This is a genomic window from Yersinia proxima (assembly GCF_902170785.1).
Lineage (GTDB): Bacteria > Pseudomonadota > Gammaproteobacteria > Enterobacterales > Enterobacteriaceae > Yersinia > Yersinia proxima.
In genome coordinates, this window is record NZ_CABHYG010000002.1 from 1 (window position 1) to 22,625 (window position 22,625).

The following is a 22,625-nucleotide window of genomic DNA, read 5'->3' on the forward strand; positions in this document are numbered from 1 at the left end:
TCTTCTGCCTGCCGAAACAGGCTTCGATATCGTCTTGCGAGTGCCCACACAGATTGTCTGATAAATTGTTAAAGAGCGTTCGTTACCCGTTTGCCTTGCGGCGAATCTTACGGTAACGCGGGAGGCAGATAATACGCTTTCCCGCTGAAGAGTCAAGAGTTTATTTGGTTTCTTTCGAAGTCAAACTCAATCATTTCTCTTCCTGACCCGGCGAAGTGTGTTTCGTTGTTCCCGGTCAGTGGAGGCGCATTATAGGGAGTTCCTGACAGCCTGCAACCCCTAATTTCAAAAAACTTTTCAACCGTGTTTTATTTCAACAATTTGCGGTGATAACCACCATTATTGCTATTTTTCGTACTGCAGCGCCGAGAAATCCTGAGCAAAACTACTAACCTGTTGCCAATCCGTATACTCAACTTCTTTACTGGTATCCGTTTCTCCCCCGGTCATGCGCATAATAAGTTGAATCATGACTCTGTCTATCCATCGATAGCGTGGATAACGCAGCGCTCCAGCAAATACGGCGCACAATGTTGGCTGCCAAGGTGTGCTAAGTAAGAATTTGCGCACATAGGCATTGGTTTGTGGTGAACGCTTCTCTGGTTTGCGCGCAGTCAGATTGACGGCAAAGAACGCACTCGGCATCTGATTAAGTTGTTCGACGTGTTTATTGACGAATTTACTCAACACCGGACTGAAATGCCCATAACGAACAGAAGCACCAATCACCACTTGTTGATACTGGCTCAGATCTATTTGCCCCACCTCGGCCAAATCCTGTATTTCACACGTCGCTGCGGTTGATAATTCCTTAGCTATATAAGAGGCGATGGTTTGCGTTTGGCCGTCTCGGCTGGAGTAAAGTATCAATACTTTCATAGCAATGTTCCTTATGCAGAATTACTCACGCCAGAATGTTGGGGTGAAGAGAACCAGCAAAGTGAAAACTTCCAACCGGCCAAATAACATTGTTATCACTAATATCCATTTAGCAGCAGGATTCATAGAAGTGAAGTTATCAGCGACAACACCTAAGCCTGGCCCAAGGTTATTCAAAGTTGCAGTCACTGCCGCAAAAGCAGAAAACTCATCGACACCTGTCGCGATGATGGCCAACATGCTGATAATGAAAACCAAAGCATATGCGGAGAAGAACCCCCACACAGCTTCCAGTATTCGTTCCGGTAATGCTCGCCGCCCCAGCTTGATGGTGTAAACCGCATTCGGATGAACCAAACGTTTTAATTCACGCGAGCCTTGTAGATAGAGCAACAGGATACGGATAACTTTCAAACCACCACCGGTTGACCCGGCACACCCCCCGATAAACGCGGAGCATAATAAAAGTATCGGCAGGAACAACGGCCACTTAGAAATACTGTCCGTTGTGAAGCCCGCCGTGGTCGCCATTGAAACCACTTGGAAAAATGCCTGATTTAAGGTTTCCAGCCCCGATTTGTATACACTGTGCTGCCAGAGCACCAAGGTACAAACGATAACTAGCGTCAATTGTACAAAGATAAACATACGGAATTCAGGATCACGCCAATAAACTTTCAAACTGCGGCCACTGAGTACAGCGAAATGCAGACCAAAGTTACAGCCCGAAATCAGCAAGAAAATACCAATGATGGTGTTAATCGTTGGGCTGTTGAAATAACCGATACTGGCGTCATGGGTAGAAAAGCCGCCTATCGCGATAGTTGAAAAGCTGTGAGAGATAGCATCAAACACAGACATCCCCGCGGCCCATAAAGAAAGCGCACAGGCAATGGTCAGCAAGACATAGATAAGCCACAGTGTTTTCGCAGTTTCGGCGATTCGGGGGCGCATTTTATTGTCTTTCAATGGCCCTGGCATTTCAGCCCGATAGAGCTGCATCCCCCCGACACCCAAAATAGGCAAAATGGCCACTGCCAATACGATGATCCCCATGCCACCCAGCCACTGCAGCATTTGTCGATAGAATAAAATGGCCTTAGGCAGTGAATCTAACCCCACCAGCGTGGTGGCTCCGGTGGTCGTCAGCCCAGAGAATGATTCAAAAAATGCATCAGTTAGCGAAAGGTTCGGGCGCTCAGAAAATAAGAAAGGTAATGCCCCGACACTGCCCAGCACTGTCCAGAACAGCACTACAATCAGAAACCCCTCGCGCGGTTTCAACTCATGCTTCTGCTTTCGGTTCGGTAGCCACAGCAACAAGCCTATCGACAAAGCAACAAAGAAGGTTTCGCTGAAGGCACGGCCGGCACCATCACGATAGATCAAGGCCACTAGCCCGGGAATAAACATTGTCCCGGAGAATAAGATGACTAGCAGGCCAACAATACGGGTTATGGCACGAAAATGCATTCCGGCACGTTCCTTAGCAATTCACTTGGATGGGGATTATTGCGAAATGGGCGTCAATTGCAACGTACCACGACTGAGATCCCGCAATTTATCCCCGACCTGACTGGCTTGAGTTGCTGGCAAAGAGAGATGAAGAGTCACGAGTTGTGCATATTCACTCTGTAAAATCTGGCCTTCAACCTGCTGTAATAGTGTTTCGACCATCGCGAGCTGCGCATAGTCACACTGCAAAGTATATTCTACCTGCGGGACTTTATATTTTACTTCAATCTGTTTTAACGCTTGCTGAACACCACTGCCATAAGCTCTGACTAACCCGCCAGTACCCAGCTTGATACCGCCATAATAACGCACAACCACCGCAGTAATTTCACCTATCCCACTACCCATCAATTGAGCCAGAATCGGTTTACCCGCTGTGCCCGAAGGCTCGCCATCATCGGAAAAACCTAGTTGCTGTGAATCTGTGGGTGTCCCGGCAACAAAAGCCCAGCAATGATGCCGGGCTGTTGGGTGTTGTTGCTTTACCTGCTGAATAAAATCTTTCGCTTCATTCACCCCACAGGTATGAGCCAGTAAGGTGATGAAACGACTTTTTTTAATCTCTTCGCTGATAGTCACCGAAGCCGCAGGTATCAAATAAGGCTGCATCAGTCCAGCTTCAGGTCGCGAGTCATGTTCTCAACCCGATTATCATGAATAACAATATTGTCTTCTATACGAATGCCACCATAAGGCTTCAGCGTTTCAATAAGATCCCAATTGAAATGCTGGCTGAACTCCCCTGAACGCCAAGGTGCCAAGAGTGATTCAATAAAGTAGAGGCCCGGTTCGATAGTCAGCACCATGCGCGGTTGCAGAATACGGGTACAACGTAAGTAAGGGTACTTGGATGGCGCGCTGAGATGCGTCCCTTTCTCATCCTGCGTAAAGCCCGCAGTATCGTGCACTTGCAAACCTAGCGGGTGACCCAATCCGTGCGGTAGGAATGGACAAGTAATACCTTGTTCAACCATCGCCTCTTCGCTGATACCGGTGACCAGATTATGAGTGCGCAGTAACTTCGCAATACGTTGATGCATCTGAACATGATAATCGGTGTAGCGCTCACCACTTTTAATGGTTTTGATTAGCTCAAGCTGCTCATAATTAAGGTCTTTGATCAATGCAGAAAAATCGTTTTCACTGTCTGCGGCATAGGTACGGGTCAAATCAGCAGCATAGCCGTTGTATTCAGCACCCGCATCAATCAGGAAACTACGAATCTCTGCCGGTGGCTGATGCTGCAAGGTGGTGTAATGCAATACCGCCGAATGTTCATTCAGTGCAACAATATTATCGTATGGAACATCAGTATCACGGTGACCCGTAGCCATCAGATAGGCGAGATTGATATCAAACTCGCTCATACCGGACTGAAATGCTTCATAAGCAGCCCGATGCCCAGCAACTGCGGTCTTTTGCGCTTCACGCATACACGCCAACTCGTAATCTGTTTTATAAGAGCGGTAGAAATGAAGGTAATCCAACACCGGTTTAGGATTAATGTTTTCAGTACTGAAACCCAGAGCCTGAGCGCGCTGTTGAGCATAACCAATATAAGCAACTCGCTCGCGCTGCACTGGCAATTGTTGTGCAATGTCGTCGGCATTAGCTAAAGGCTGAATATCAAGTGATTTGGTCCAGAAGCTGTCAGGAAGTGGCTCAACACTGTGCCAATAATCTACCGGGGAGTAAAACCATAACTTCGGCGTATTAACGCCATCAACCCATAGCCAGCAGTTGGGAACTTGTGTCACCGGAACCCAGGCTTTGAATTGGGCATTAACCTTAAAAGGATAGTCGCGGTCATCAAGGAAAATACGTTGTAATTCACCGGAATGAATCAATAAAGCATCCAACTGATGGCGTTCCAGTACATCGCGAGTGCGTTGTTGTAGGGTGGACAAATGTTCGTTATATAAAGAAGCCAGCGTTTCCATCACAGTACCCTTCGCTATTAGAACTTAATTTTTTAATCTTACCATAGTCGCCAAAGCCATGTTTCGACGACCTCTTACCTATAAGTTAATTACGCTACCTTACGCGCAAAACGGCCGTAAATAAACGTGATAAAAATCAATTATTCCACCTGATTGACTGTGATCTTCACTGCAAAAAATCAATCTCTTGTTTGCAATTCATTAACAAAATATCCACACTTCCTGAATATCTGGTCATACCAGATCACATACGCTTATTCAGGAGATAGATATGCTCTACCAAAGCGAAACACTACAGCTTCACTGGCTGGAAGACGGCATTGCCGAGCTGGTGTTTGATGCACCAGGTTCAGTTAATAAGTTGGATACACAAACTGTAGCCAATCTGGGCGAAGCCCTGGCTGTACTGGAAAAACAAAGTGAACTCAAAGGATTGCTATTACGTTCAGCCAAAGCAGCCTTTATTGTCGGTGCCGATATCACTGAATTTCTATCCCTGTTTAACGAGCCACCAGAAAAGTTGCATCAATGGTTAGTTTTCGCCAACGATATCTTCAATCGTTTGGAAGACTTACCGGTGCCAACCATTGCAGCAATCAATGGATATGCGCTGGGTGGCGGGTGTGAATGTATTTTAGCGACTGATTTTCGCGTGGCCTCGCCAGAAGCACGTATCGGCCTGCCGGAAACTAAACTAGGTATCATGCCAGGCTTCGGCGGTTCAGTTCGTTTACCTCGACTATTAGGCGCAGACAGTGCGCTGGAAATTATTGCGGCTGGCAAAGACATTATTGCCAAAGATGCCTTAAAAGTTGGGTTGGTAGATGCCGTTGTCGCCCCCGAAAAGTTGGTCAATGCCGCATTAGCGATGTTAAAACAAGCAATTGACGGGAAGCTCGACTGGCAATCTGCACGTCGCCCGAAATTAGAGCCACTGAAGCTCAATCCGACAGAAGCCGCGATGTGCTTTACCATTGCCAAAGGTATGGTCATGCAAGTCGCCGGTAAACACTATCCGGCTCCCTTGACTGCCGTCAAAACTATTGAAGCCGCTGCGAAATTTGGCCGCGCCGAAGCATTGAGGCTGGAAACCAATAGTTTTGTTCCCTTAGCAGGCTCCAGTGAAGCACGTGCACTAGTCGGTATTTTCCTGAATGACCAGTATGTTAAAGGTCAGGCTAAAAAGCTGTCCAAAGGTGTCAGCGCACCAAAACAGGCCGCAGTGCTGGGTGCAGGGATTATGGGTGGCGGAATTGCCTATCAATCGGCACTGAAAGGTGTGCCGGTCATCATGAAAGATATTAATGACAAGTCCCTCACATTGGGGATGAATGAAGCGGGAAAATTGCTGAATAAGCAACTGGAGCGCGGCAAGATAGACGGCCTGAAAATGGCAAATATCTTAGCAACCATCCAGCCAACATTAGATTATGCCGGCATTGAACGCGCCCAAGTCATCGTGGAAGCGGTGGTAGAAAATCCAAAAGTCAAAGCAGCTGTCCTGGCAGAGGTTGAAACACTTATCGGCGAAGAAACTGTTCTGGCTTCTAACACTTCGACAATTCCGATTGATCAGCTCGCCAAATCCCTTAAACGCCCAGAAAACTTCTGCGGCATGCATTTCTTCAACCCAGTGCACCGGATGCCATTGGTTGAAATTATTCGCGGCGCCAAAACCTCAGATAAAACTATCGCCGTAGTTGTGGCATACGCCACGCAAATGGGGAAAACCCCGATTGTGGTGAATGATTGCCCAGGCTTCTTTGTTAACCGCGTTTTATTCCCGTACCTGGCGGGATTCGGCATGTTAGTCCGAGACGGTGCGGACTTCCGCCAAATTGATAAAGTGATGGAAAAGCAATTTGGCTGGCCAATGGGCCCGGCTTATCTATTAGATGTGGTGGGTATTGATACCGCGCACCATGCACAGGCCGTGATGGCCGTTGGTTTCCCTGAGCGCATGAATAAAGATTATCGCGATGCGGTTGACGTGATGTTTGATAACCAACGGTTTGGTCAGAAGAATGGCCAAGGCTTCTACCGCTATACCCAAGATGCTAAAGGCAAACCGCGTAAAGAGAATGATGAACAGGTAGATACATTACTGGCGCAAGTCAGTCAGCCGCCTCAGAAATTTAGCGATGACGATATTATTGCCCGCACCATGATCCCAATGATCAATGAGGTGGTGCGCTGCCTGGAAGAAGGCATTATTGCCAGTCCGGCGGAGGGTGATATGGCGTTGGTGTATGGCCTTGGATTCCCTCCATTCCACGGCGGTGTCTTCCGTTACCTTGATACCATCGGCAGTGCAAATTATGTCGAAATGGCTCAACGCTATACCTATCTTGGGGCGCTGTATCAAGTCCCGCCGGGATTGAGAGCCAAAGCTGAGCATAACGAAAGCTATTATCCTGTGGCAGCGGCGCTGCTTGATGTTTCTATCAGTCAACCGGCATGAGGTCTGAAAACATGGAAAATGTAGTCATTATTGATGCCGTCCGTACACCGATGGGCCGCTCCAAAGGCGGTGCATTCCGTCAGGTTCGGGCAGAAGACCTCTCCGCTCATTTAATGCGCGAAGTGCTGAGCCGCAACCCTGAGCTGAATGCCGCCGAAATCGATGATATCTATTGGGGCTGTGTGCAACAAACGCTAGAGCAGGGTTTTAACATCGCCCGCAATGCATCTTTACTGGCAGAAATTCCCCATAGCGTCCCTGCGGTAACAGTTAATCGCCTGTGTGGTTCCTCAATGCAGGCGTTGCATGACGGTGCCAGAGCTATCATGGTGGGTGATGCACAAGTCAGTTTGATTGGTGGCGTAGAACATATGGGCCACGTGCCGATGAATCATGGCGTGGACTTCCACCCAGGTATGGGTCGCACGGTGGCTAAAGCCGCCGGTATGATGGGATTAACGGCTGAAATGCTGGCAAAAATCCACAATATCAGTCGCCAGTCACAAGATGAGTTTGCGGTCCGCTCCCATCAACGCGCTTATGCTGCTACTCAGGCGGGCCATTTTGCTAAAGAGATTGTCGCCACCAATGGGCATGACGCTGATGGCATATTAAAACGCTTTGATTTCGATGAAGTTATTCGCCCAGAGACCAATCTGGCTGGGCTAGCGGCTTTGCGTCCAGCCTTTGACCCAGTGAATGGCACTGTGACCGCCGCGACATCATCAGCACTTTCCGATGGTGCCTCAGCCATGCTTATCATGAGTGAATCCCGAGCAAAATCATTAGGTTTAACACCACGCGCCCGTATTCGTTCAATGGCTGTCGTCGGCTGTGATCCGTCGATTATGGGATATGGCCCAGTACCCGCCAGCCAACTGGCACTAAAACGTGCCGGGCTTAAGCTCGAAGATATTGGGTTATTTGAATTAAATGAGGCGTTTGCTGCTCAGTCACTGGCTTGCCTGAAAGGTTTGGGTTTGCTGGAGAGCATGGATGATAAGGTAAACCTGAATGGGGGAGCCATTGCTCTCGGTCATCCGTTGGGCTGTTCAGGAGCGCGTATTTCTACCACGTTACTCAATCTGATGGAACGCCGTGACGTGCAATTCGGTCTGGCAACCATGTGTATCGGTTTAGGCCAAGGCATTGCTACCATCTTTGAGCGCGTATAACCAAAATATTTAGGGCCTGAGTACAGGCCCTGATAACCAGAGTTTAGTTGCCGTTTTCCCGCCTGTCAGGGGCGGGCTTTTTTATCTGGTGTTTCACTTAAATAAAAGCAAAAGCATCACCATAGATATGCGCTTCCAGTGCGCCGCGCTCGGCACAGAAACGTTCACGAGCAATCTTCGCCATTTCAAAACGACCTGCGATATAGATATCCTGCTCAGCGAGAGAACCGTAGTCTTGCAACACGGCACTTAGCACAGTTCCGGTTCGACCACGCCAGCCATCTTCTGGCTGTTCAACGACAGGGATAACTTTCAACTGCGGATACTGAATCGACAGCGCTTCTAACTCACTGAGGTCATATAAATGCACAGCTTCGCGCCCGCCCCAATAGATAGAAACTTCACGATCAGGTTGTTCTGCTAACGCCGCCAACAAAATGGAACGCGCATAGGAGAAACCAGTACCGCCTGCAATTAATATCAGTGGGCGATGACTACCCTCGCGGAACCACGCCTCACCATGAGGAATATCCACATCCAGCGTTTTCTCTTGCAGAATTCTGTCCATTACCGCCATGGCGTATAAATTCAGCTCCGAAGCCCCGATATGCAGCTCGATTGAGTCTTTTTGCAGTGGTGTGGATGCCATAGAGAATGGTCGTTTATCGCGCTCATCCATCACGACCATCAAATACTGCCCAGCACGGAAAGAAAATGCAGATGCAGGTACTAATTGCACCCGGTACACCGTATCGGTAATGGCCTCTACGGAGGTTACTTTACAGCTTAAAGTTGTCATGCCTTCCCTCTGTCGGGTCATCAAATGCAAAACTAAGGACAAAATGGACGCCAGTTAGCGTTTCGTCTCTTTGTCACTGAAAATGGCAAGCTCGTCCCAAATAGCATCAACGCGGGCGCGGACTTCTTCATCCATTTTAATTGGACGCCCCCATTCACGCGGAGTCTCAGCTGGCCATTTGTTGGTGGCATCCAGCCCCATTTTCGATCCCAAACCGGAAACCGGTGAGGCGAAATCCAAATAATCTATTGGTGTGTTTTCAATTAACACCGTATCGCGCGACGGGTCCATTCGGGTCGTAATCGCCCAAATAACATCATTCCAATCACGGGCGTTAATATCATCGTCACAAACAATAACAAATTTCGTATACATAAACTGGCGTAAAAACGACCAAACGCCCATCATCACGCGTTTAGCATGACCAGCATACTGTTTCTTGATGGTCACCACGGCCAAACGGTATGAACAGCCTTCTGGCGGCAGATAAAAATCAACAATCTCTGGGAATTGTTTTTGCAAAATAGGAACAAATACTTCGTTCAGCGCAACGCCCATTACCGCCGGTTCATCCGGTGGACGACCAGTATAGGTTGAATGATAAATCGCGTCTTTGCGTTGAGTAATATGGGTGACGGTAAAGACAGGGAAACTATCAATCTCGTTGTAATAACCGGTATGATCGCCATAAGGGCCTTCCGGTGCCATCTCACCCTGCTCAATATATCCTTCCAATACAATTTCTGCACTTGCAGGAACTTCAAGTGAGTTGGAAAGACACTTTACGACTTCGGTTTTATGCCCACGCAATAAGCCGGCAAAAGCATATTCAGATAAAGTATCTGGCACGGGCGTTACCGCAGCCAAAATAGTCGCAGGATCAGCTCCCAACGCGACAGCAACCGGGAAACGTTCGCCAGGATGCGCTTCGCACCATTCTTGATAGTCTAAAGCGCCGCCTCGATGGGAAAGCCAGCGCATAATTAATTTGTTTTTGCCCAACACTTGCTGGCGATAAATACCCAGATTTTGCCGTTCTTTATGCGGCCCGCGAGTCACCGTCAGCCCCCAAGAGACCAATGGGGCGGCATCCTCCGGCCAACAGTGCATCACCGGGATTCGGCTTAGGTCGACATCATCCCCTTCCCACACTTGCTCTTGGCATGGGGCGGAGCTTAAGCATTTCGTCGGCATATTCAATACCTGCTTAAATTTAGGCAGTTTATCGAACAGGTCACGAAAACCTTTCGGCGGATCAGGTTCTTTCAGGAAAGCCAATAACTTGCCAACATCTCGCAGAGCACTAACATCTTCTTGCCCCATCCCCATCGCAACCCGCTTGGCTGTACCAAACAGGTTACACAACACGGGCATGTTATAGCCCTTCGGATTCTCAAAAAGTAATGCAGGCCCGCCAGCGCGCAAAGTACGATCGGCTATTTCTGTCATTTCCAGATAGGGATCAATAGGCTGGCTAATTCGTTTAAGTTCGCCCCTCTGTTCCAGCAACGAGAGGAAGTCACGTAAGTCACGGTATTTCATGCTGATCATTTCGGCGGCTAGGTGATGCGCCATTATAGGCTGTCTTTATAGCAGTTGCTGTCTTTTTGTTAAAAATGAAGCAGGCTAACTCGAAAAAATAGCATGCTGTTATTTGGCATTAACATTTACAAGCACTGATAGAATGTTATCGATATAAAATATGGCTAACTCTTTACATAACAAATATATATCAGGTGATGTTATTTTTGCTCACTGTATATGTACCCCCACTTTTGCTATGCTGCCAGGTAGTACCTAAAGGCATATGAAATTATGAAACATTGGCATTTATTATATTGTAAACGTGGGCAACTTTTACGCGCTAAAGAGCACTTAGAGCGACAAGAAGTGAATTGCTGGACACCGATCGTCACTATCGAAAAGATAATACGCGGAAAACGAATTGAAACCACGGAAGCATTATTCCCGAATTATCTCTTTGTGGAGTTTGATCCGGAACATATTCATACCACAACGATAAGTGCCACCCGAGGTGTAAGCCACTTTGTCAGGTTTGGCGTACAACCTGCGGTAATCCCGGCAATGGTTATTCACGAAATGCAATCTCATACAACTGATAAAATCATTGCACCAGAGATACCTACGCCTGGTGATACTGTGATTATTACAGAGGGTGTTTTTGCGGGGTTACAGGCCATTTATACCGAGCCAGATGGTGAGGCACGTTCAATGCTATTACTGAATATGCTCAATAGTCCGATATTACAAAGTCTGGATAATCGTCAATTCGAAAAACAATAAGATACTTAATTCACAGTGCCAAAGTAGGTATTTCAGTGCCTACCTTGACACTTATTATTGATAACCGAACAGTTAACGCTGCATGTGATCGTCATGCAGCCATTGTGCGACTTGCTTAGCAAAATAGGTCAATACCCCATCCGCACCCGCGCGTTTAAAGCACAATAGCGACTCCATCACCGTCGGCTTTTCTTGCAGCCAGCCATTTTGTATTGCAGCCATATGCATCGCATACTCACCGGAAACCTGATAGGCAAAGGTCGGAACCCCAAAGGTATCTTTCACCCGACGCACCACATCCAAATATGGCATTCCCGGTTTAACCATCACCATATCCGCCCCTTCCTGCAAGTCCTGAGCGATTTCTTGCAACGCTTCATCGCTATTAGCCGGATCCATTTGATAGGTTTTTTTATTGCCACCTTTCAAATTGCTACTGGAGCCAATTGCATCGCGGAATGGGCCATAGTAACAAGAGGCATACTTGGCGGAATACGCCATGATTTGCGTATTCACTAACCCTTGTAATTCTAACTGATCACGAATCGCGCCAATGCGGCCATCCATCATATCGCTCGGGGCAACAATCTCTGCACCAGCTTCTGCATGTGATAATGCCTGACGCACTAAAATTTCTTTGGTTATGTCGTTGATAACATAACCGTCAGCATCAATCACACCATCTTGTCCATGCGTTGTATATGGATCGAGGGCAACGTCCGTAAGAATACCTAACTCTGGTACTGCATCTTTTAATGCACGCACAGTGCGTTGTACCAGGCCATTCGGGTTATAAGATTCTTCCGCGTGTAGTGACTTCATATCTGATTCAATAACCGGGAATAACGATATGACCGGAACACCAAGTCTGGCAATAGCCTCAGCTTCTTTCACCAATAAATCGATCGTCATGCGCGAGACACCCGGCATAGACGAAACGGCTTGCTGATGGTTGTTTCCTTCCATAACAAACACCGGATAGATCAAGTCATTAACTGTCAGCTGATTTTCAGCAACCAGTCGACGACTAAAATCATGACGACGCACACGACGCATACGGCGACCAGGGAAGGTGCCCGGAAATGCATAGCTCATATTGTTCTCCTAACTCAAACCAACCGGAAAATCCGGCGGGCGTTTTCATCAGTTTTCTGTCCCAGCCATTGAGGGTCTTCTTGTCGCCAGACAGCAACCTGCTGGACGATATGAGGCAGAAAGCAGGGTTCATTGCGACGAGATGCAGGTTTAGGATGTATATCTCGTGGCAATAAATATGGGGCATCAGTTTCCAGCAGTAATTGCTGGGTAGGAATACGCGGCAATAACGCCCTTAACTCAAGACCACGACGCTCATCACATACCCAACCGGTTATACCTATAGATAAGCCCAATGCCAGACAGGAATCCAATTCATCAGCAGTGCCGGTAAAACAATGCACAACAGCTGCAGGAATTTTATCTAGCCAAGGCGAAAGTAGAGTGATGAAACGATCATGCGCCTCTCGGCAATGCAAGAATACCGGCAAAGAAAGTTCAGCAGCCAGTGCTAACTGTGCAGTAAAGGCAATCTCTTGCTCAGTTGGAGTAGAGAAGTTGCGATTAAAGTCCAGGCCACATTCGCCAATGGCGACTACGCTGGCATTGGTTGCTATTGCCCTAATTTGCTGTTCTACATCTACTTGCCAACTGCTTGCATGATGGGGATGAACACCTGCGGTTGACCAGCTATAGCCAGGATAGGCCATGGCAAGCTCAAAGGCGGCCTGGCTTTCTTCAGAATTTGTTCCGGTAATCAGCATACCGGTAACACCAGCCTCTTTTGCCCGAGCCACGACTTGAGGACAGTCTTTTGTAAATTGTGAGCTGGTTAAGTTCACACCGATATCAAACATAAGTGTCCCAAAACAGAAGCCGCCCAGAGGGCGGCTAAAATATCAAAGTAGAAACTTAAGACTCTTTAGGATGATTATCGACTTCTTCATCCTCTTCCTCAATATCTGTACGACGTTGTTTACCGGTGTAGAAGCGGGCAAAGAACACCCCCACTTCGAATAACAGATACATCGGAATCGCTAATAATGTCTGAGATAACACATCTGGCGGGGTGAGAAGCATCCCCACGACAAAAGCACCAACAAACACATAAGGTCGTTTTTTCTTCAATGCTTCAGGTGTTGTCACCCCTGCCCAACACAGAAGAATTATCGCAATCGGGACTTCGAAAGAAATACCAAAAGCCATAAAAAGTGCCATAACGAAATCAAGGTATTTAGTGATATCCGTTGCGATAAGCACACTTTCCGGCGCGGTTTTGGCAAAAAAACCAAAAGCTAACGGGAAAACAACAAAGTAGGCAAATGCCATTCCCAGATAAAATAAGAAGCTACTAGATATCAGCAGCGGGACCATCAAGCGGCGCTCATGTTTATACAGCGCAGGGGCTATAAATGCCCAAACCTGATAGAGGATCATCGGTGCTGAAACAAACACCGAAACCATCATGGTCAATTTAATCGGGGTAAAGAACGGTGATGCGACATCCGTTGCGATCATACTGGAACCAACAGGCAGTTGTTTGATCAACGGTGCTGAAACCAGATGGTAGATATCATTAGCAAAAAAAACCAATACGAAAAAAACCACTAAAATAGTGATAATGCAATTCAATAGCCGCTTACGCAGTTCTATTAAATGAGTAATAAGGGGTTGGGTATCATCAACAGCCATGTTTACCGATCGCCGCCAGGTTGGTGAGTTCTAGGTTGGTCAGCACCGAGCGAATCTGTGCTATGGGTGTCAACTGCAGCAGTTTGTACCTTAGTTACGGGAGTGTTCGTAACGGGAACCTGTTCTCTATCTACAGAGGAGATAGACGCAGAAAAGGCCTCAACTTTAACAATGGGTTTCTCATCATTAGTAGGCGCGGTTTCAACCGATTCCGGGGTGACGGCTTTATCAACATCAGTACTCGGTGCTTGAGGTGATGCTTGAGCCTTCGTTGCAGACTCGGCGGGCGTAACACCATCATGAATAGCTTCCGGTTCGGTAATGAGCGGATTATGGATCGTGTGTGGTGCTTCCGAACCAATGTCAGAATGATATGAACGTTTCAGTGCCTCAGCGGCCTCTTTGAGTTCATCCATTGAGGCTTTCAGCTCTGGTGTCAGGTTCTGCAAACCGGCTTCTTCCGCTTTTTTCAGGCTGTCTTGCAACTCTTGAATCTTAAGCTCTTGCGCTAATTCGTTTTGCACGGTGGCCGCAAGTGAACGCAATGTACGAATCCAACCCGCAACTGTTCTAACAGCAACCGGTAGCCGTTCTGGCCCGAGTACGACCAGGCCTATCACAAGAACCAGCAGCAGTTCACTAAACCCGATGTCGAACACAGCTTATCCCTGCTCTTTGTCGTGACTCTTAGACTCTTCAGCTTTAGCAACTGGCTGCTGTTTTTCAGTAATCGATTTTGCAAAGTCAGCATCGTTACTGGTTTTATTAGCGTCAGTTGGCGGAGTTTGTGGCTCATCACCCATCGCCTTTTTAAAACCTTTGATGGATGCGCCCAGATCTGACCCTAATGTCCGTAGTTTGTTAGTACCAAACAGCAAGACAACAATCACGGCAATGATTAATAACTGCCAAATACTTATACCACCCATTACATTCACCTCTATATACAAGGGTTATTCCACAGAGAGCCGCATTATACGTCATATAACCTCTGTGAATACCTATCTAACTTACCGCATTTTGAACTAGCGCATAGCTTCTTAAACAAATAAGCGACTTATCGAATAACTTTTATATAACTCATAAGCCGCACAATAGACTATCCATAGATACTTTCAGCAATAAGTCATTAACTGGTTCGCCGCCAACCAATAAACCAAGCCAATACTCCCGCGACAATGAATCCAACTGAGATTTCTACCGCATTGGCCAAGAATAAAATGGTACCACTGACTAATAGTGTAGCGCCAACACCGAACAAATACCGTGATTGGCCCTGACGTTGTTGCTGGCCTTGCATTTGAGTTGTGAGTTTATCGACACTTTGCTGTAATAATTTATGCTGCTGCAAACTGTCATACACAAGCTCTGGCAGCTCAGGAAATTTTTCAGCCCAGAATGGTGCTTTTTCTTTCAATGCACGGATAATCGCAGGCAACCCGACTTGATCTCGCAACCAGCTTTCCAGGAAAGGCTTGGCTGTCGTCCAAAGATCAAGCTGAGGGTAAAGTTGACGCCCCAAGCCTTCGACATACAATAAGGTTTTTTGTAGTAAAACCAACTGTGGCTGTACTTCCATATTAAAACGGCGTGCGGTGTTAAAGAGATTCAATAACACATGGCCGAAGGATATTTCGGCTAGCGGTTTTTCAAAAATAGGTTCGCAGACGGTACGAATAGCGAATTCAAAATCTTCAACATTGGTATCACGAGGAACCCAGCCAGAATCAACATGCAGCTCTGCAACCCGCCGATAATCCCGATTAAAGAAAGCAATAAAGTTTTCAGCAAGATAGCGTTTATCTGCTTTATTTAATGAGCCGACGATACCGCAATCAATACCGATATAAAGCGGGTCATGAGGATGCTCATAACTGACAAAGATATTCCCAGGGTGCATATCTGCATGGAAAAAACTATCACGGAAAACCTGAGTAAAGAAGACTTGAACCCCGCGCTCAGCCAGCAACTTCATATTGGTGCCTTGATCTTCCAAAGCTGCAATATCAGATACAGGAATGCCGTAAATTCGCTCCATGACCAATACGCTTTCCCGGCAATAATCAGAATAGACCTCGGGAATATAGAGCATTGGACTGTTTTCAAAATTACGACGCAGTTGAATAGCATTAGCTGCTTCCCGCAGCAAATTTAGCTCATCAAGCAGTGTTTTTTCATATTCACGCACAACTTCCCGTGGACGCAATCGGCGGCCATCCGGTAAAAGTTTGGGTACCCAGCCCGCCAGACGGTACATCAACCGTACATCAGCTTTAATAATTGGCAAGATATCAGGTCGAATAACTTTGAGTACAACTTCCTGACCATTTTCTTTTAAACGTGCCGTATGTACTTGCGCGATAGAAGCTGAAGCCAAAGCCTCCTGTTCAAAATCGTCAAACCATGTTTCTAATGGCCCACCCATCGCGATTTCTATATGTTTGCGTGCGAGCGCGCCATCAAATGGAGCGACTCTATCCTGTAACAACGCAAGTTGATCGGCAATTGCTGGCGGGAAGAGGTCACGCCGTGTGGACATCATTTGGCCAAACTTGATCCAAACAGGCCCTAGCTCCTGCAAGGCAAGCCGCAAACGCTCACCCAGCGGTTTATCTTTATGACGATTAGGCAACCAGAAAAATAGATGACGACCAACACGTAATGGCAACGTCAAACGTATATTCGGAATTAACTCATCCAGCCCGTAGCTCAAGAAAACCCGAATGATAAGATACAGGCGCCGAAGTTCTCCTGGCGTCATTGTTTTGTCTCCATGGTTGCCAATCTGGCAGTCAAAGCCTCGGTTGCACGAGCGGTAGCATCAACCTCTTCGTTAAACCACACCACCTCCAGCGGCGCTGGCGCTATTTTCCATTCTTCAGTTATGGCTTCAGCAACATAATGCTGTTGCTGTTGAAACTGCTTACTGAGAAAACGGTTACTTTTATGGATGACCTGCCCAATGGTTTCCGCTGCAATATCACCAATATAGGGAGCCAGCCATTCAGCTGGTTCCCATTCAGCAAGATCAAGTAAGGTGATAAGTTGCTGAACTACTTGGATATCACCTTCGACAATCAATTCACCACTACGCATCAAAGGTGAAAGCTGTTGACGGTCCCGCAACTTTGCCAGCACAGCAACGTTCGTTTTCACTGTGCAATCCGCATCACCATCCCATTGACTTAAAACATCAACCTGCCGCTCGCTAAATACTAATAGCAGAGGAAAGCTCACCTCACGCAACTCGATACTCAGTACTTTTCCCGCTAAGCGTAAACGTGCAGCTTTCAAACTTTTATCACGAAATAACACACTATTTAGTGATGTTTCTATAGCGGCAGTTATTAGTGGCGATAGCAAAGCTGGTTTCAGTGACAAGGATTTAAATATCAGTGATTTTAGCGGCATAACCAGATTCCTGTTAGAACTTGAAGCCCCGATGTAACGCAACAATGCCACCGGTTAAATTGGAATAGGTTACGTTTTCAAACCCGGCATCCATCATCATGCCCTTCAGTGTTTCTTGGTCAGGGTGCATCCGAATAGACTCAGCTAAATAACGGTAGCTTTCAGAGTCCTGCGCCACAAGTTCACCAATCTTAGGCAAAATATGGAAGGAGTAAGCATCATAGGCTTTACTCAAAGGCTCCAGAAGTGGCTTAGAGAACTCAAGAACCAGTAAGCGACCACCGGGCTTTAATACCCGAAACATCGAGCGCAGCGCCTTTTCTTTTTCAGTTACGTTTCTCAAGCCGAATGAAATGGTAATGCAATCAAAGTAATTATCAGGGAAAGGTAACGCCTCAGCATTCGCCTGAACATAGCTGACATTACCAACAATACCTTTATCGCGCAGCTTTTCACGGCCCATACGCAACATTGACTCATTGATATCAGCCAGGACAACCTCACCCTGTTCACCCACCAAACGAGAAAACTTGGCGGTTAAATCGCCGGTACCACCTGCCAGATCCAATACCCGTTGACCGCGCCGAACACCGCTACAGTCAATAGTAAAACGCTTCCAAATACGGTGAACACCGAACGACATCAGGTCATTCATCAGATCGTATTTAGCGGCTACGGAATGAAAAACTTCTGCCACCATGCCTTCTTTTTGTTCTTTGGCTACGGTGCGAAAACCAAAATGAGTGGTTTCCTTCTCCTGATCTACCATTTTCTGTGCCTGCTTTTCAGTCAATCTTTCGAGGAAGTGTACCAGAACTCCGATGAAAGCCCCACCTCACCTGGTATTAAGGCAACTGCTTAATCGCAGCTTTCTCAACATCATACAGAAGAGGAACATGCAACTAACCCTGATACTTCAGCGGTGCAGAATCACTTATCTCGGATTCTGCATCATCGGATAGCGCTAAATCGCCCTCAGGTTGATCTTCCAGACTGGCTTTCTCTGCCAGTGTTGGACTAATAGGCCGTTTTACCTCGACCCCCAGAGTACGAAAACCTTCAACTTGCCCTATCAGGTTACCACGGCCTTGCGACAGTTTGTTCATTGCCTGACGATAACTTAACTGTGCTTTATCGAGGCTTTGCCCCAACGTCTCCATATCATCAACAAATAAACGTAATTTGTCATAGAGTTTGGCGGCTCTTTCCGCAATACGTTGCGCATTTTGGCTTTGATGCTCGTAGCGCCATAAATTGGTAATAGTTCGTAAAGCCACCAGCAATGTTGTCGGACTAACCAACATAATATTGTGCTGTAGCGCTTCACTGATCAATTCAGGCTGACGGTCGATAGCCACCAAAAACGCAGGCTCAACGGGAATAAACATCAATACATAGTCAAGCGAACGTAAACCAGGAAGTTGCTGATAATCCTTACGGCCCAGCATCCTGATATGTGCACGTAGTGACGATAAATGTTCGCTTAATGCCGCTTCGCGTTCAATCTCATCTTCACTATTAAAATAGCGCTCATAGGCTACTAGCGACATTTTAGCGTCAATAACGACATCTTTACCCTGCGGCAAGCGCACAATGACATCCGGCTGCATGCGACTGTTGCTATCAATTTTTACGCTAACCTGGGTTTGATATTCATAACCCTCGCGTAACCCTGAAGCCTCAAGTACTTTCGCTAAAACCACTTCACCCCAGTTCCCTTGGGTTTTATTATCCCCTTTGAGGGCCTTGGTCAGGTTTAGAGCTTCGCGCGCCATTTGAGCATTGAGCTGCTGTAAGCTACGGATTTCATGGGTCAGAGTATGGCGTTCTCGAGCCTCTTGCCCAAAACTGTCCTGAACCTGCTTGCGAAAACCATCTAGCTGTTCCCGTAGAGGTAACAATAAGCGATCCAGGCTTTGCTTATTTTGTTCATCAGCTCGGCGGCCAGTTTGTTCAAAGATGCGATTTGCCAGATTTTCAAACTGAGTGGTTAGCCGTTGCTCACTATTAAGGAGTAGGCGTTGCTTTTCTTCTGAGGTCAGCCGTGTTTCTTCCAAACGAATAGTCACTTCACGCAGTTCAGCTTCTTGCGCGCTATTCACTTCTCTTTGCGCCCGTAATTCTTGATTGAGCTGCTCACATTCATTGCGCCAATGAGCTAATTGTTGCAGTTTTTCAGCATTTGCCGCGAGTTGGCTGTGCAAATTACGCTGTTCTAATTCGCTTTGCCTTAATTGCTGCTCATTACGTTGCAACAAGGTCTGTAATTCTAGAGTGTTTTGCTGAGCCTGCTGTAATGACTGCTCCAGTAACCGCCGCTCAATATCCTGCTGTGCCTTATTACGTTGCTGAGACAAACTGGCAATTAGCCAACCTATAAGCCCACCAAGCAGGCTGCCTCCCAGCCCATAAAATAAACTGATATCCACGGTTATCTCCCCATTAACCTAATGTCAGTCAAGGTAAGGGGATACTGTATGGATGTCCAGAGTGTTTTTCCGTTACATCCCATATTGCGAAGCTGTGCGCATAAATAATAAGCAGATAAAAAACCGCTTACTTTGCGACAAAGAAATGGGTTAAAACTGTCAGCCACAAAATATGGAGCTGCCTCAGAGCCCATACAAAGTTAATCTATCCAGTGAGATAGCCACTGAATACCAAAAGTACCAGGGGCAAGAATACCGAATGCCCAAATGATGGCAGATGTGATATTAGCCAACTGGAAATAGAATTTTGGCATAGCACATATTCCAGCGACTAGCGGGACAACTGCTCGCAATGGGCCAAAGAAGCGGCCAATAAAAGCACCAAAGAACCCCCAGCGCTCAAAGAAAGCATGGCCGCGGACGAGTAGTTGAGGGTTGCGAGAAAGAGGCCACAGTGTACCGACGCGATCTTTATAATGATCGCCAATCCAATAGGAGAGCCAGTCACCAAAAAAAGCCCCAGCTACTGCGGCGGCCCAAATCGGCCAGAAGGAAATTCCACTTTCACCGATTAATGCACCCAATCCAAGCAAGATAACCGTGGCGGGTAACAGTAAGGAAAGAAAGGCTAATGACTCACCAAAAGCGAGAATAAACACGATAGGCATTGCCCATGTTTCATGTACACGAACAAAATCAATAACGACAGTAATGACATCATTTAAGGTCACAGGCATTTTCCTGTTATCAATAAAGTAGCCGTTAGCATACTCAATGTGTCGACATTTTAACTTAACAAAAAATAAACGGCCGGAAGGTTCCGACCGTTTAATAAGACTAAAGCTATCGATTTGGGATATCAGGCGTTGGCAGTAACCACCTTATTGCCAGCCATCTCGGCTGATCTGCGGATCCACAATTCACGCCATTTTTTCAGTGCTGATATCAGAATAATGACACCCAATGTCATCATAATAATAGAGATGATGCCATTAAACAGGTTGTAACCTTTCGCTGCTGAATTGAAGTACACGTGGGTGATCATCCAGTAACCAGCATAGTTTACGGTGACAAACAGGTAAGCCAATGGAATCACACAAGTCAGCATGTAAATTCGTTTGGTTGCCAAACGCAGAATGATAGTCGCACCGATAATCAAACCAACAGAAGCCATTAGCTGATTTGATACACCGAACAGCGCCCAGACCGAGTTGATATCACCGGAGTTAAGGAGGTAACCCCACAGCGCACAAGCAATAACACTGCATGCTAATGTGCCCGGTAACCAATCAGTACGTTTTAGTGGAGCCCAAATATCGCCCAGGAAATCTTGCAGCAGGTAACGAGCAACACGAGTACCAGAGTCAACTGCTGTCAGAATGAATACCGCTTCAAACATCACAACAAATTGGAAGAAGTAAGCGGCCAAACTACTAAACCACGGCACACGAATGAAGATATCAGTCATACCCACAGCTAAGGTGACTGCGCCGCCGGTACGGCCATACAAATCTAAGCCAATTTCCTGACTCAGTTTTGGTAGGTTAACCACTTCCATGCCCAACACACTCCAGGCTTCGGCTGAAGAGTTAATAGCAAAGTAGTCAGCAGGATGCAGAGATGTTGCAGCGATCAAGGCCATTACCCCGACCATACACTCGGCCAACATCGCACCAAAACCAACAGGTAAGATGTCACTCCATTTATCGATTTGTTTTGGTGTAGTACCTGAACCAATAAAGGCGTGGAAACCAGAAATAGCGCCACAAGCAATGGTAATAGAGATAAATGGCCAGACTGGGCCAGCCAGTACGGGGCCACCGCCGTGGATAAACTGTGTTACTGCTGGGAATTGAATTTCAGGGTTAATAAATACAACGCCAACAATCAGTGCACCGAATACGCCGATTTTCATAAAGCTGGAGAGATAACCGCGAGGGGTCAATAACATCCAGACAGGTAGGGCTGTCGCGAAGAAAGCATACATTGGAAGAATGATACTGACGGTATCTGCTTTCAGCATGAGCCATTCGCCAAGCCAAGTATGTTCAATATAAGGGCCGACGAACACGCACACCATAATGGCGGCAATACCCACATAAGAAGCCCCTTTCATGCTGCCGGTCATGCGTTCCCATAAGCCAACACAGATCGCGATAGGGATTGTCATGAACACCGCGAAAGTACCCCAAGGGTTACGTTCCAGCGCATGTACTACAACCATTGATAACCCGGCCATAGTAATAGTAATGATAAATAGCATTGCCAGACCGGTACACCAACCTGCGACTGGCCCGAGTTCTGATTTAGCCACTTCAGATAGAGATTTACCCTGATGTTTCATCGAAGCAAACAGAACAACGGTATCGTGAACGGCACCGCCGATAACACAACCAATCAATAACCATAGGAAGCCGGGTAAATAACCATACTGGGCCGCCAATACAGGGCCAACTAAGGGACCAGCCGCAGCAATGGCTGCAAAGTGGCTACCAAAGTTCACCCATTTTTTAGTTGGAACGTAATCTTTGCCATCTTCAAAGGTGTGGGAAGGTGTTACTTCACTGTCATCGACGCGCAGAACCTTGCGAACAAAAAAGATACCGTATAAACGGTAGCAGATCACAAGGACACACGCGGAGGCGATAACAAAGGTAATCGCATGTTGCATGAGCATTCTCTCCAGGGAATTTGTCAGGCGTTAACATACGCCTGCTCCCCAAGAGAAATATCAGCGAACTGGTTAAGCGGTAGTTTGCATCATTAAGCGGTTAAAAAGAGCCACTTAGTGGCGCAGACTGCTGACAAACTTCGATAACTCGATCTTGCAAGGTGAAGGCAGATAGAAGAGTAAAGCGTCCGCGCCAGGGATGGCGCGGCTCGAGCCCCCAGGGAGGGGTTTACGGCGTCTTTACGATCTGCCTGTTTTCACCGTTACTGGCACTTTGTCATTAACCTCAGCCACTTAATGGTGGCTTAATGGTG

20 protein-coding genes are annotated in these 22,625 nt (G+C 47.0%); 3 read left to right on the forward strand and 17 right to left on the reverse strand.

The window, feature by feature from the left end; translation table 11 throughout:
* Positions 1-345: 345 nt before the first annotated feature.
* The 4 genes from hemG to pepQ are packed head-to-tail and all read right to left on the reverse strand — an operon-like array spanning position 346 to position 4,334.
* On the reverse strand, positions 346-879 hold the full coding sequence (hemG, locus tag FTB31_RS01375) for a menaquinone-dependent protoporphyrinogen IX dehydrogenase (RefSeq protein WP_050076895.1): 534 nt from the start codon (positions 877-879) through the stop codon (positions 346-348).
* Between the two features lie 21 nt (positions 880-900).
* Positions 901-2,352, reverse strand: a complete 1,452-nt coding sequence (gene trkH, locus FTB31_RS01380) for a Trk system potassium transporter TrkH (RefSeq protein ID WP_005176271.1) — start codon at positions 2,350-2,352, stop codon at positions 901-903.
* 36 nt (positions 2,353-2,388) lie between these two features.
* Positions 2,389-3,003 carry an IMPACT family protein gene (locus tag FTB31_RS01385; RefSeq protein ID WP_050076894.1) on the reverse strand — a complete coding sequence of 205 codons (615 nt, stop codon included), beginning with the start codon at positions 3,001-3,003 and terminating at the stop codon, positions 2,389-2,391.
* Entirely contained in the window at positions 3,003-4,334 is a 1,332-nt protein-coding gene (gene pepQ, locus FTB31_RS01390; protein WP_227731041.1) for a Xaa-Pro dipeptidase, read from the reverse strand. Before pepQ ends, FTB31_RS01385 begins: the two co-directional genes overlap by 1 nt.
* Positions 4,335-4,605: 271 nt before the next feature.
* Here pepQ and fadB point away from each other — a divergent pair, with 271 nt between their 5' ends.
* Together fadB and fadA are read left to right on the forward strand one after the other, a co-directional pair.
* On the forward strand, positions 4,606-6,795 hold the full coding sequence (gene fadB, locus FTB31_RS01395) for a fatty acid oxidation complex subunit alpha FadB (protein ID WP_227731042.1): 2,190 nt from the start codon (positions 4,606-4,608) through the stop codon (positions 6,793-6,795).
* An 11-nt stretch (positions 6,796-6,806) separates the two neighbouring features.
* On the forward strand, positions 6,807-7,970 hold the full coding sequence (gene fadA / locus FTB31_RS01400) for an acetyl-CoA C-acyltransferase FadA (RefSeq protein WP_077295603.1): 1,164 nt from the start codon (positions 6,807-6,809) through the stop codon (positions 7,968-7,970).
* A gap of 97 nt (positions 7,971-8,067) precedes the next feature.
* Here fadA and fre read toward each other — a convergent pair whose 3' ends face one another.
* Positions 8,068-8,769, reverse strand: coding sequence for an NAD(P)H-flavin reductase (gene fre, locus FTB31_RS01405; protein ID WP_050076890.1), 702 nt, complete (start codon positions 8,767-8,769; stop codon positions 8,068-8,070).
* Between the two features lie 54 nt (positions 8,770-8,823).
* Complete coding sequence (ubiD, locus tag FTB31_RS01410) at positions 8,824-10,320, reverse strand: 4-hydroxy-3-polyprenylbenzoate decarboxylase (RefSeq protein ID WP_077175550.1); 1,497 nt, start codon at positions 10,318-10,320, stop codon at positions 8,824-8,826.
* Positions 10,321-10,584: 264 nt separating this feature from the next.
* Between ubiD and rfaH the strand changes: the two genes are divergently transcribed.
* Positions 10,585-11,073 carry a transcription/translation regulatory transformer protein RfaH gene (gene rfaH, locus FTB31_RS01415; protein ID WP_050076889.1) on the forward strand — a complete coding sequence of 163 codons (489 nt, stop codon included), beginning with the start codon at positions 10,585-10,587 and terminating at the stop codon, positions 11,071-11,073.
* 72 nt (positions 11,074-11,145) lie between these two features.
* Here the strand turns inward: rfaH and hemB are convergent, their stop codons facing one another.
* The 11 genes from hemB to FTB31_RS01470 all read right to left on the reverse strand — a co-directional run bounded on the left by hemB (position 11,146) and on the right by FTB31_RS01470 (position 22,311).
* A complete protein-coding gene (hemB, locus tag FTB31_RS01420; protein WP_050076888.1) occupies positions 11,146-12,168 on the reverse strand; it encodes a porphobilinogen synthase in 1,023 nt (340 codons plus the stop codon).
* A gap of 14 nt (positions 12,169-12,182) precedes the next feature.
* A complete protein-coding gene (tatD, locus tag FTB31_RS01425) occupies positions 12,183-12,965 on the reverse strand; it encodes a 3'-5' ssDNA/RNA exonuclease TatD (protein ID WP_050076887.1) in 783 nt (260 codons plus the stop codon).
* 55 nt (positions 12,966-13,020) lie between these two features.
* Positions 13,021-13,800 carry a Sec-independent protein translocase subunit TatC gene (gene tatC / locus FTB31_RS01430; RefSeq protein WP_019080143.1) on the reverse strand — a complete coding sequence of 260 codons (780 nt, stop codon included), beginning with the start codon at positions 13,798-13,800 and terminating at the stop codon, positions 13,021-13,023.
* Positions 13,801-13,802: 2 nt separating this feature from the next.
* Positions 13,803-14,459 carry a Sec-independent protein translocase protein TatB gene (gene tatB, locus FTB31_RS01435; protein ID WP_077175510.1) on the reverse strand — a complete coding sequence of 219 codons (657 nt, stop codon included), beginning with the start codon at positions 14,457-14,459 and terminating at the stop codon, positions 13,803-13,805.
* A gap of 3 nt (positions 14,460-14,462) precedes the next feature.
* The gene (gene tatA, locus FTB31_RS01440) at positions 14,463-14,729 is read right to left on the reverse strand and encodes a Sec-independent protein translocase subunit TatA (protein ID WP_005165598.1); all 267 of its coding nucleotides are present in this window, start codon (positions 14,727-14,729) and stop codon (positions 14,463-14,465) included.
* 200 nt (positions 14,730-14,929) lie between these two features.
* Positions 14,930-16,561 (reverse strand): ubiquinone biosynthesis regulatory protein kinase UbiB, encoded by a 1,632-nt coding sequence (ubiB, locus tag FTB31_RS01445; protein ID WP_077175511.1) that lies wholly within the window; start codon positions 16,559-16,561, stop codon positions 14,930-14,932.
* The gene (gene ubiJ / locus FTB31_RS01450) at positions 16,558-17,211 is read right to left on the reverse strand and encodes a ubiquinone biosynthesis protein UbiJ (protein WP_050076884.1); all 654 of its coding nucleotides are present in this window, start codon (positions 17,209-17,211) and stop codon (positions 16,558-16,560) included. The genes ubiB and ubiJ overlap by 4 nt, the downstream gene beginning before the upstream one ends.
* 13 nt (positions 17,212-17,224) lie before the next feature.
* Positions 17,225-17,980 (reverse strand): bifunctional demethylmenaquinone methyltransferase/2-methoxy-6-polyprenyl-1,4-benzoquinol methylase UbiE, encoded by a 756-nt coding sequence (gene ubiE, locus FTB31_RS01455; protein WP_019080147.1) that lies wholly within the window; start codon positions 17,978-17,980, stop codon positions 17,225-17,227.
* Positions 17,981-18,113: 133 nt separating this feature from the next.
* A complete protein-coding gene (gene rmuC, locus FTB31_RS01460) occupies positions 18,114-19,640 on the reverse strand; it encodes a DNA recombination protein RmuC (protein WP_227731043.1) in 1,527 nt (508 codons plus the stop codon).
* A 200-nt stretch (positions 19,641-19,840) separates the two neighbouring features.
* The gene (locus FTB31_RS01465; RefSeq protein WP_227724927.1) at positions 19,841-20,371 is read right to left on the reverse strand and encodes a DedA family protein; all 531 of its coding nucleotides are present in this window, start codon (positions 20,369-20,371) and stop codon (positions 19,841-19,843) included.
* 128 nt (positions 20,372-20,499) lie between these two features.
* On the reverse strand, positions 20,500-22,311 hold the full coding sequence (locus FTB31_RS01470) for a carbon starvation CstA family protein (RefSeq protein ID WP_005165604.1): 1,812 nt from the start codon (positions 22,309-22,311) through the stop codon (positions 20,500-20,502).
* Positions 22,312-22,625 lie beyond the last annotated feature (314 nt).

Bases quoted from the DNA above. Each gene is read 5' to 3' on its own strand.
- ubiD (WP_077175550.1), bottom strand. From the start codon at position 10,320: ATGATCAGCATGAAATACCGTGACTTACGTGACTTCCTCTCGTTGCTG.
- ubiB (WP_077175511.1), bottom strand. From the start codon at position 16,561: ATGACGCCAGGAGAACTTCGGCGCCTGTATCTTATCATTCGGGTTTTC.
- fadB (WP_227731042.1), top strand. From the start codon at position 4,606: ATGCTCTACCAAAGCGAAACACTACAGCTTCACTGGCTGGAAGACGGC.
- trkH (WP_005176271.1), bottom strand. From the start codon at position 2,352: ATGCATTTTCGTGCCATAACCCGTATTGTTGGCCTGCTAGTCATCTTA.
- FTB31_RS01385 (WP_050076894.1), bottom strand. From the start codon at position 3,003: ATGCAGCCTTATTTGATACCTGCGGCTTCGGTGACTATCAGCGAAGAG.
- FTB31_RS01470 (WP_005165604.1), bottom strand. From the start codon at position 22,311: ATGCAACATGCGATTACCTTTGTTATCGCCTCCGCGTGTGTCCTTGTG.
- ubiJ (WP_050076884.1), bottom strand. From the start codon at position 17,211: ATGCCGCTAAAATCACTGATATTTAAATCCTTGTCACTGAAACCAGCT.
- ubiE (WP_019080147.1), bottom strand. From the start codon at position 17,980: ATGGTAGATCAGGAGAAGGAAACCACTCATTTTGGTTTTCGCACCGTA.
- tatA (WP_005165598.1), bottom strand. From the start codon at position 14,729: ATGGGTGGTATAAGTATTTGGCAGTTATTAATCATTGCCGTGATTGTT.
- hemG (WP_050076895.1), bottom strand. From the start codon at position 879: ATGAAAGTATTGATACTTTACTCCAGCCGAGACGGCCAAACGCAAACC.
- tatC (WP_019080143.1), bottom strand. From the start codon at position 13,800: ATGGCTGTTGATGATACCCAACCCCTTATTACTCATTTAATAGAACTG.
- pepQ (WP_227731041.1), bottom strand. From the start codon at position 4,334: ATGGAAACGCTGGCTTCTTTATATAACGAACATTTGTCCACCCTACAA.
- rfaH (WP_050076889.1), top strand. From the start codon at position 10,585: ATGAAACATTGGCATTTATTATATTGTAAACGTGGGCAACTTTTACGC.
- fadA (WP_077295603.1), top strand. From the start codon at position 6,807: ATGGAAAATGTAGTCATTATTGATGCCGTCCGTACACCGATGGGCCGC.
- hemB (WP_050076888.1), bottom strand. From the start codon at position 12,168: ATGAGCTATGCATTTCCGGGCACCTTCCCTGGTCGCCGTATGCGTCGT.
- fre (WP_050076890.1), bottom strand. From the start codon at position 8,769: ATGACAACTTTAAGCTGTAAAGTAACCTCCGTAGAGGCCATTACCGAT.
- tatD (WP_050076887.1), bottom strand. From the start codon at position 12,965: ATGTTTGATATCGGTGTGAACTTAACCAGCTCACAATTTACAAAAGAC.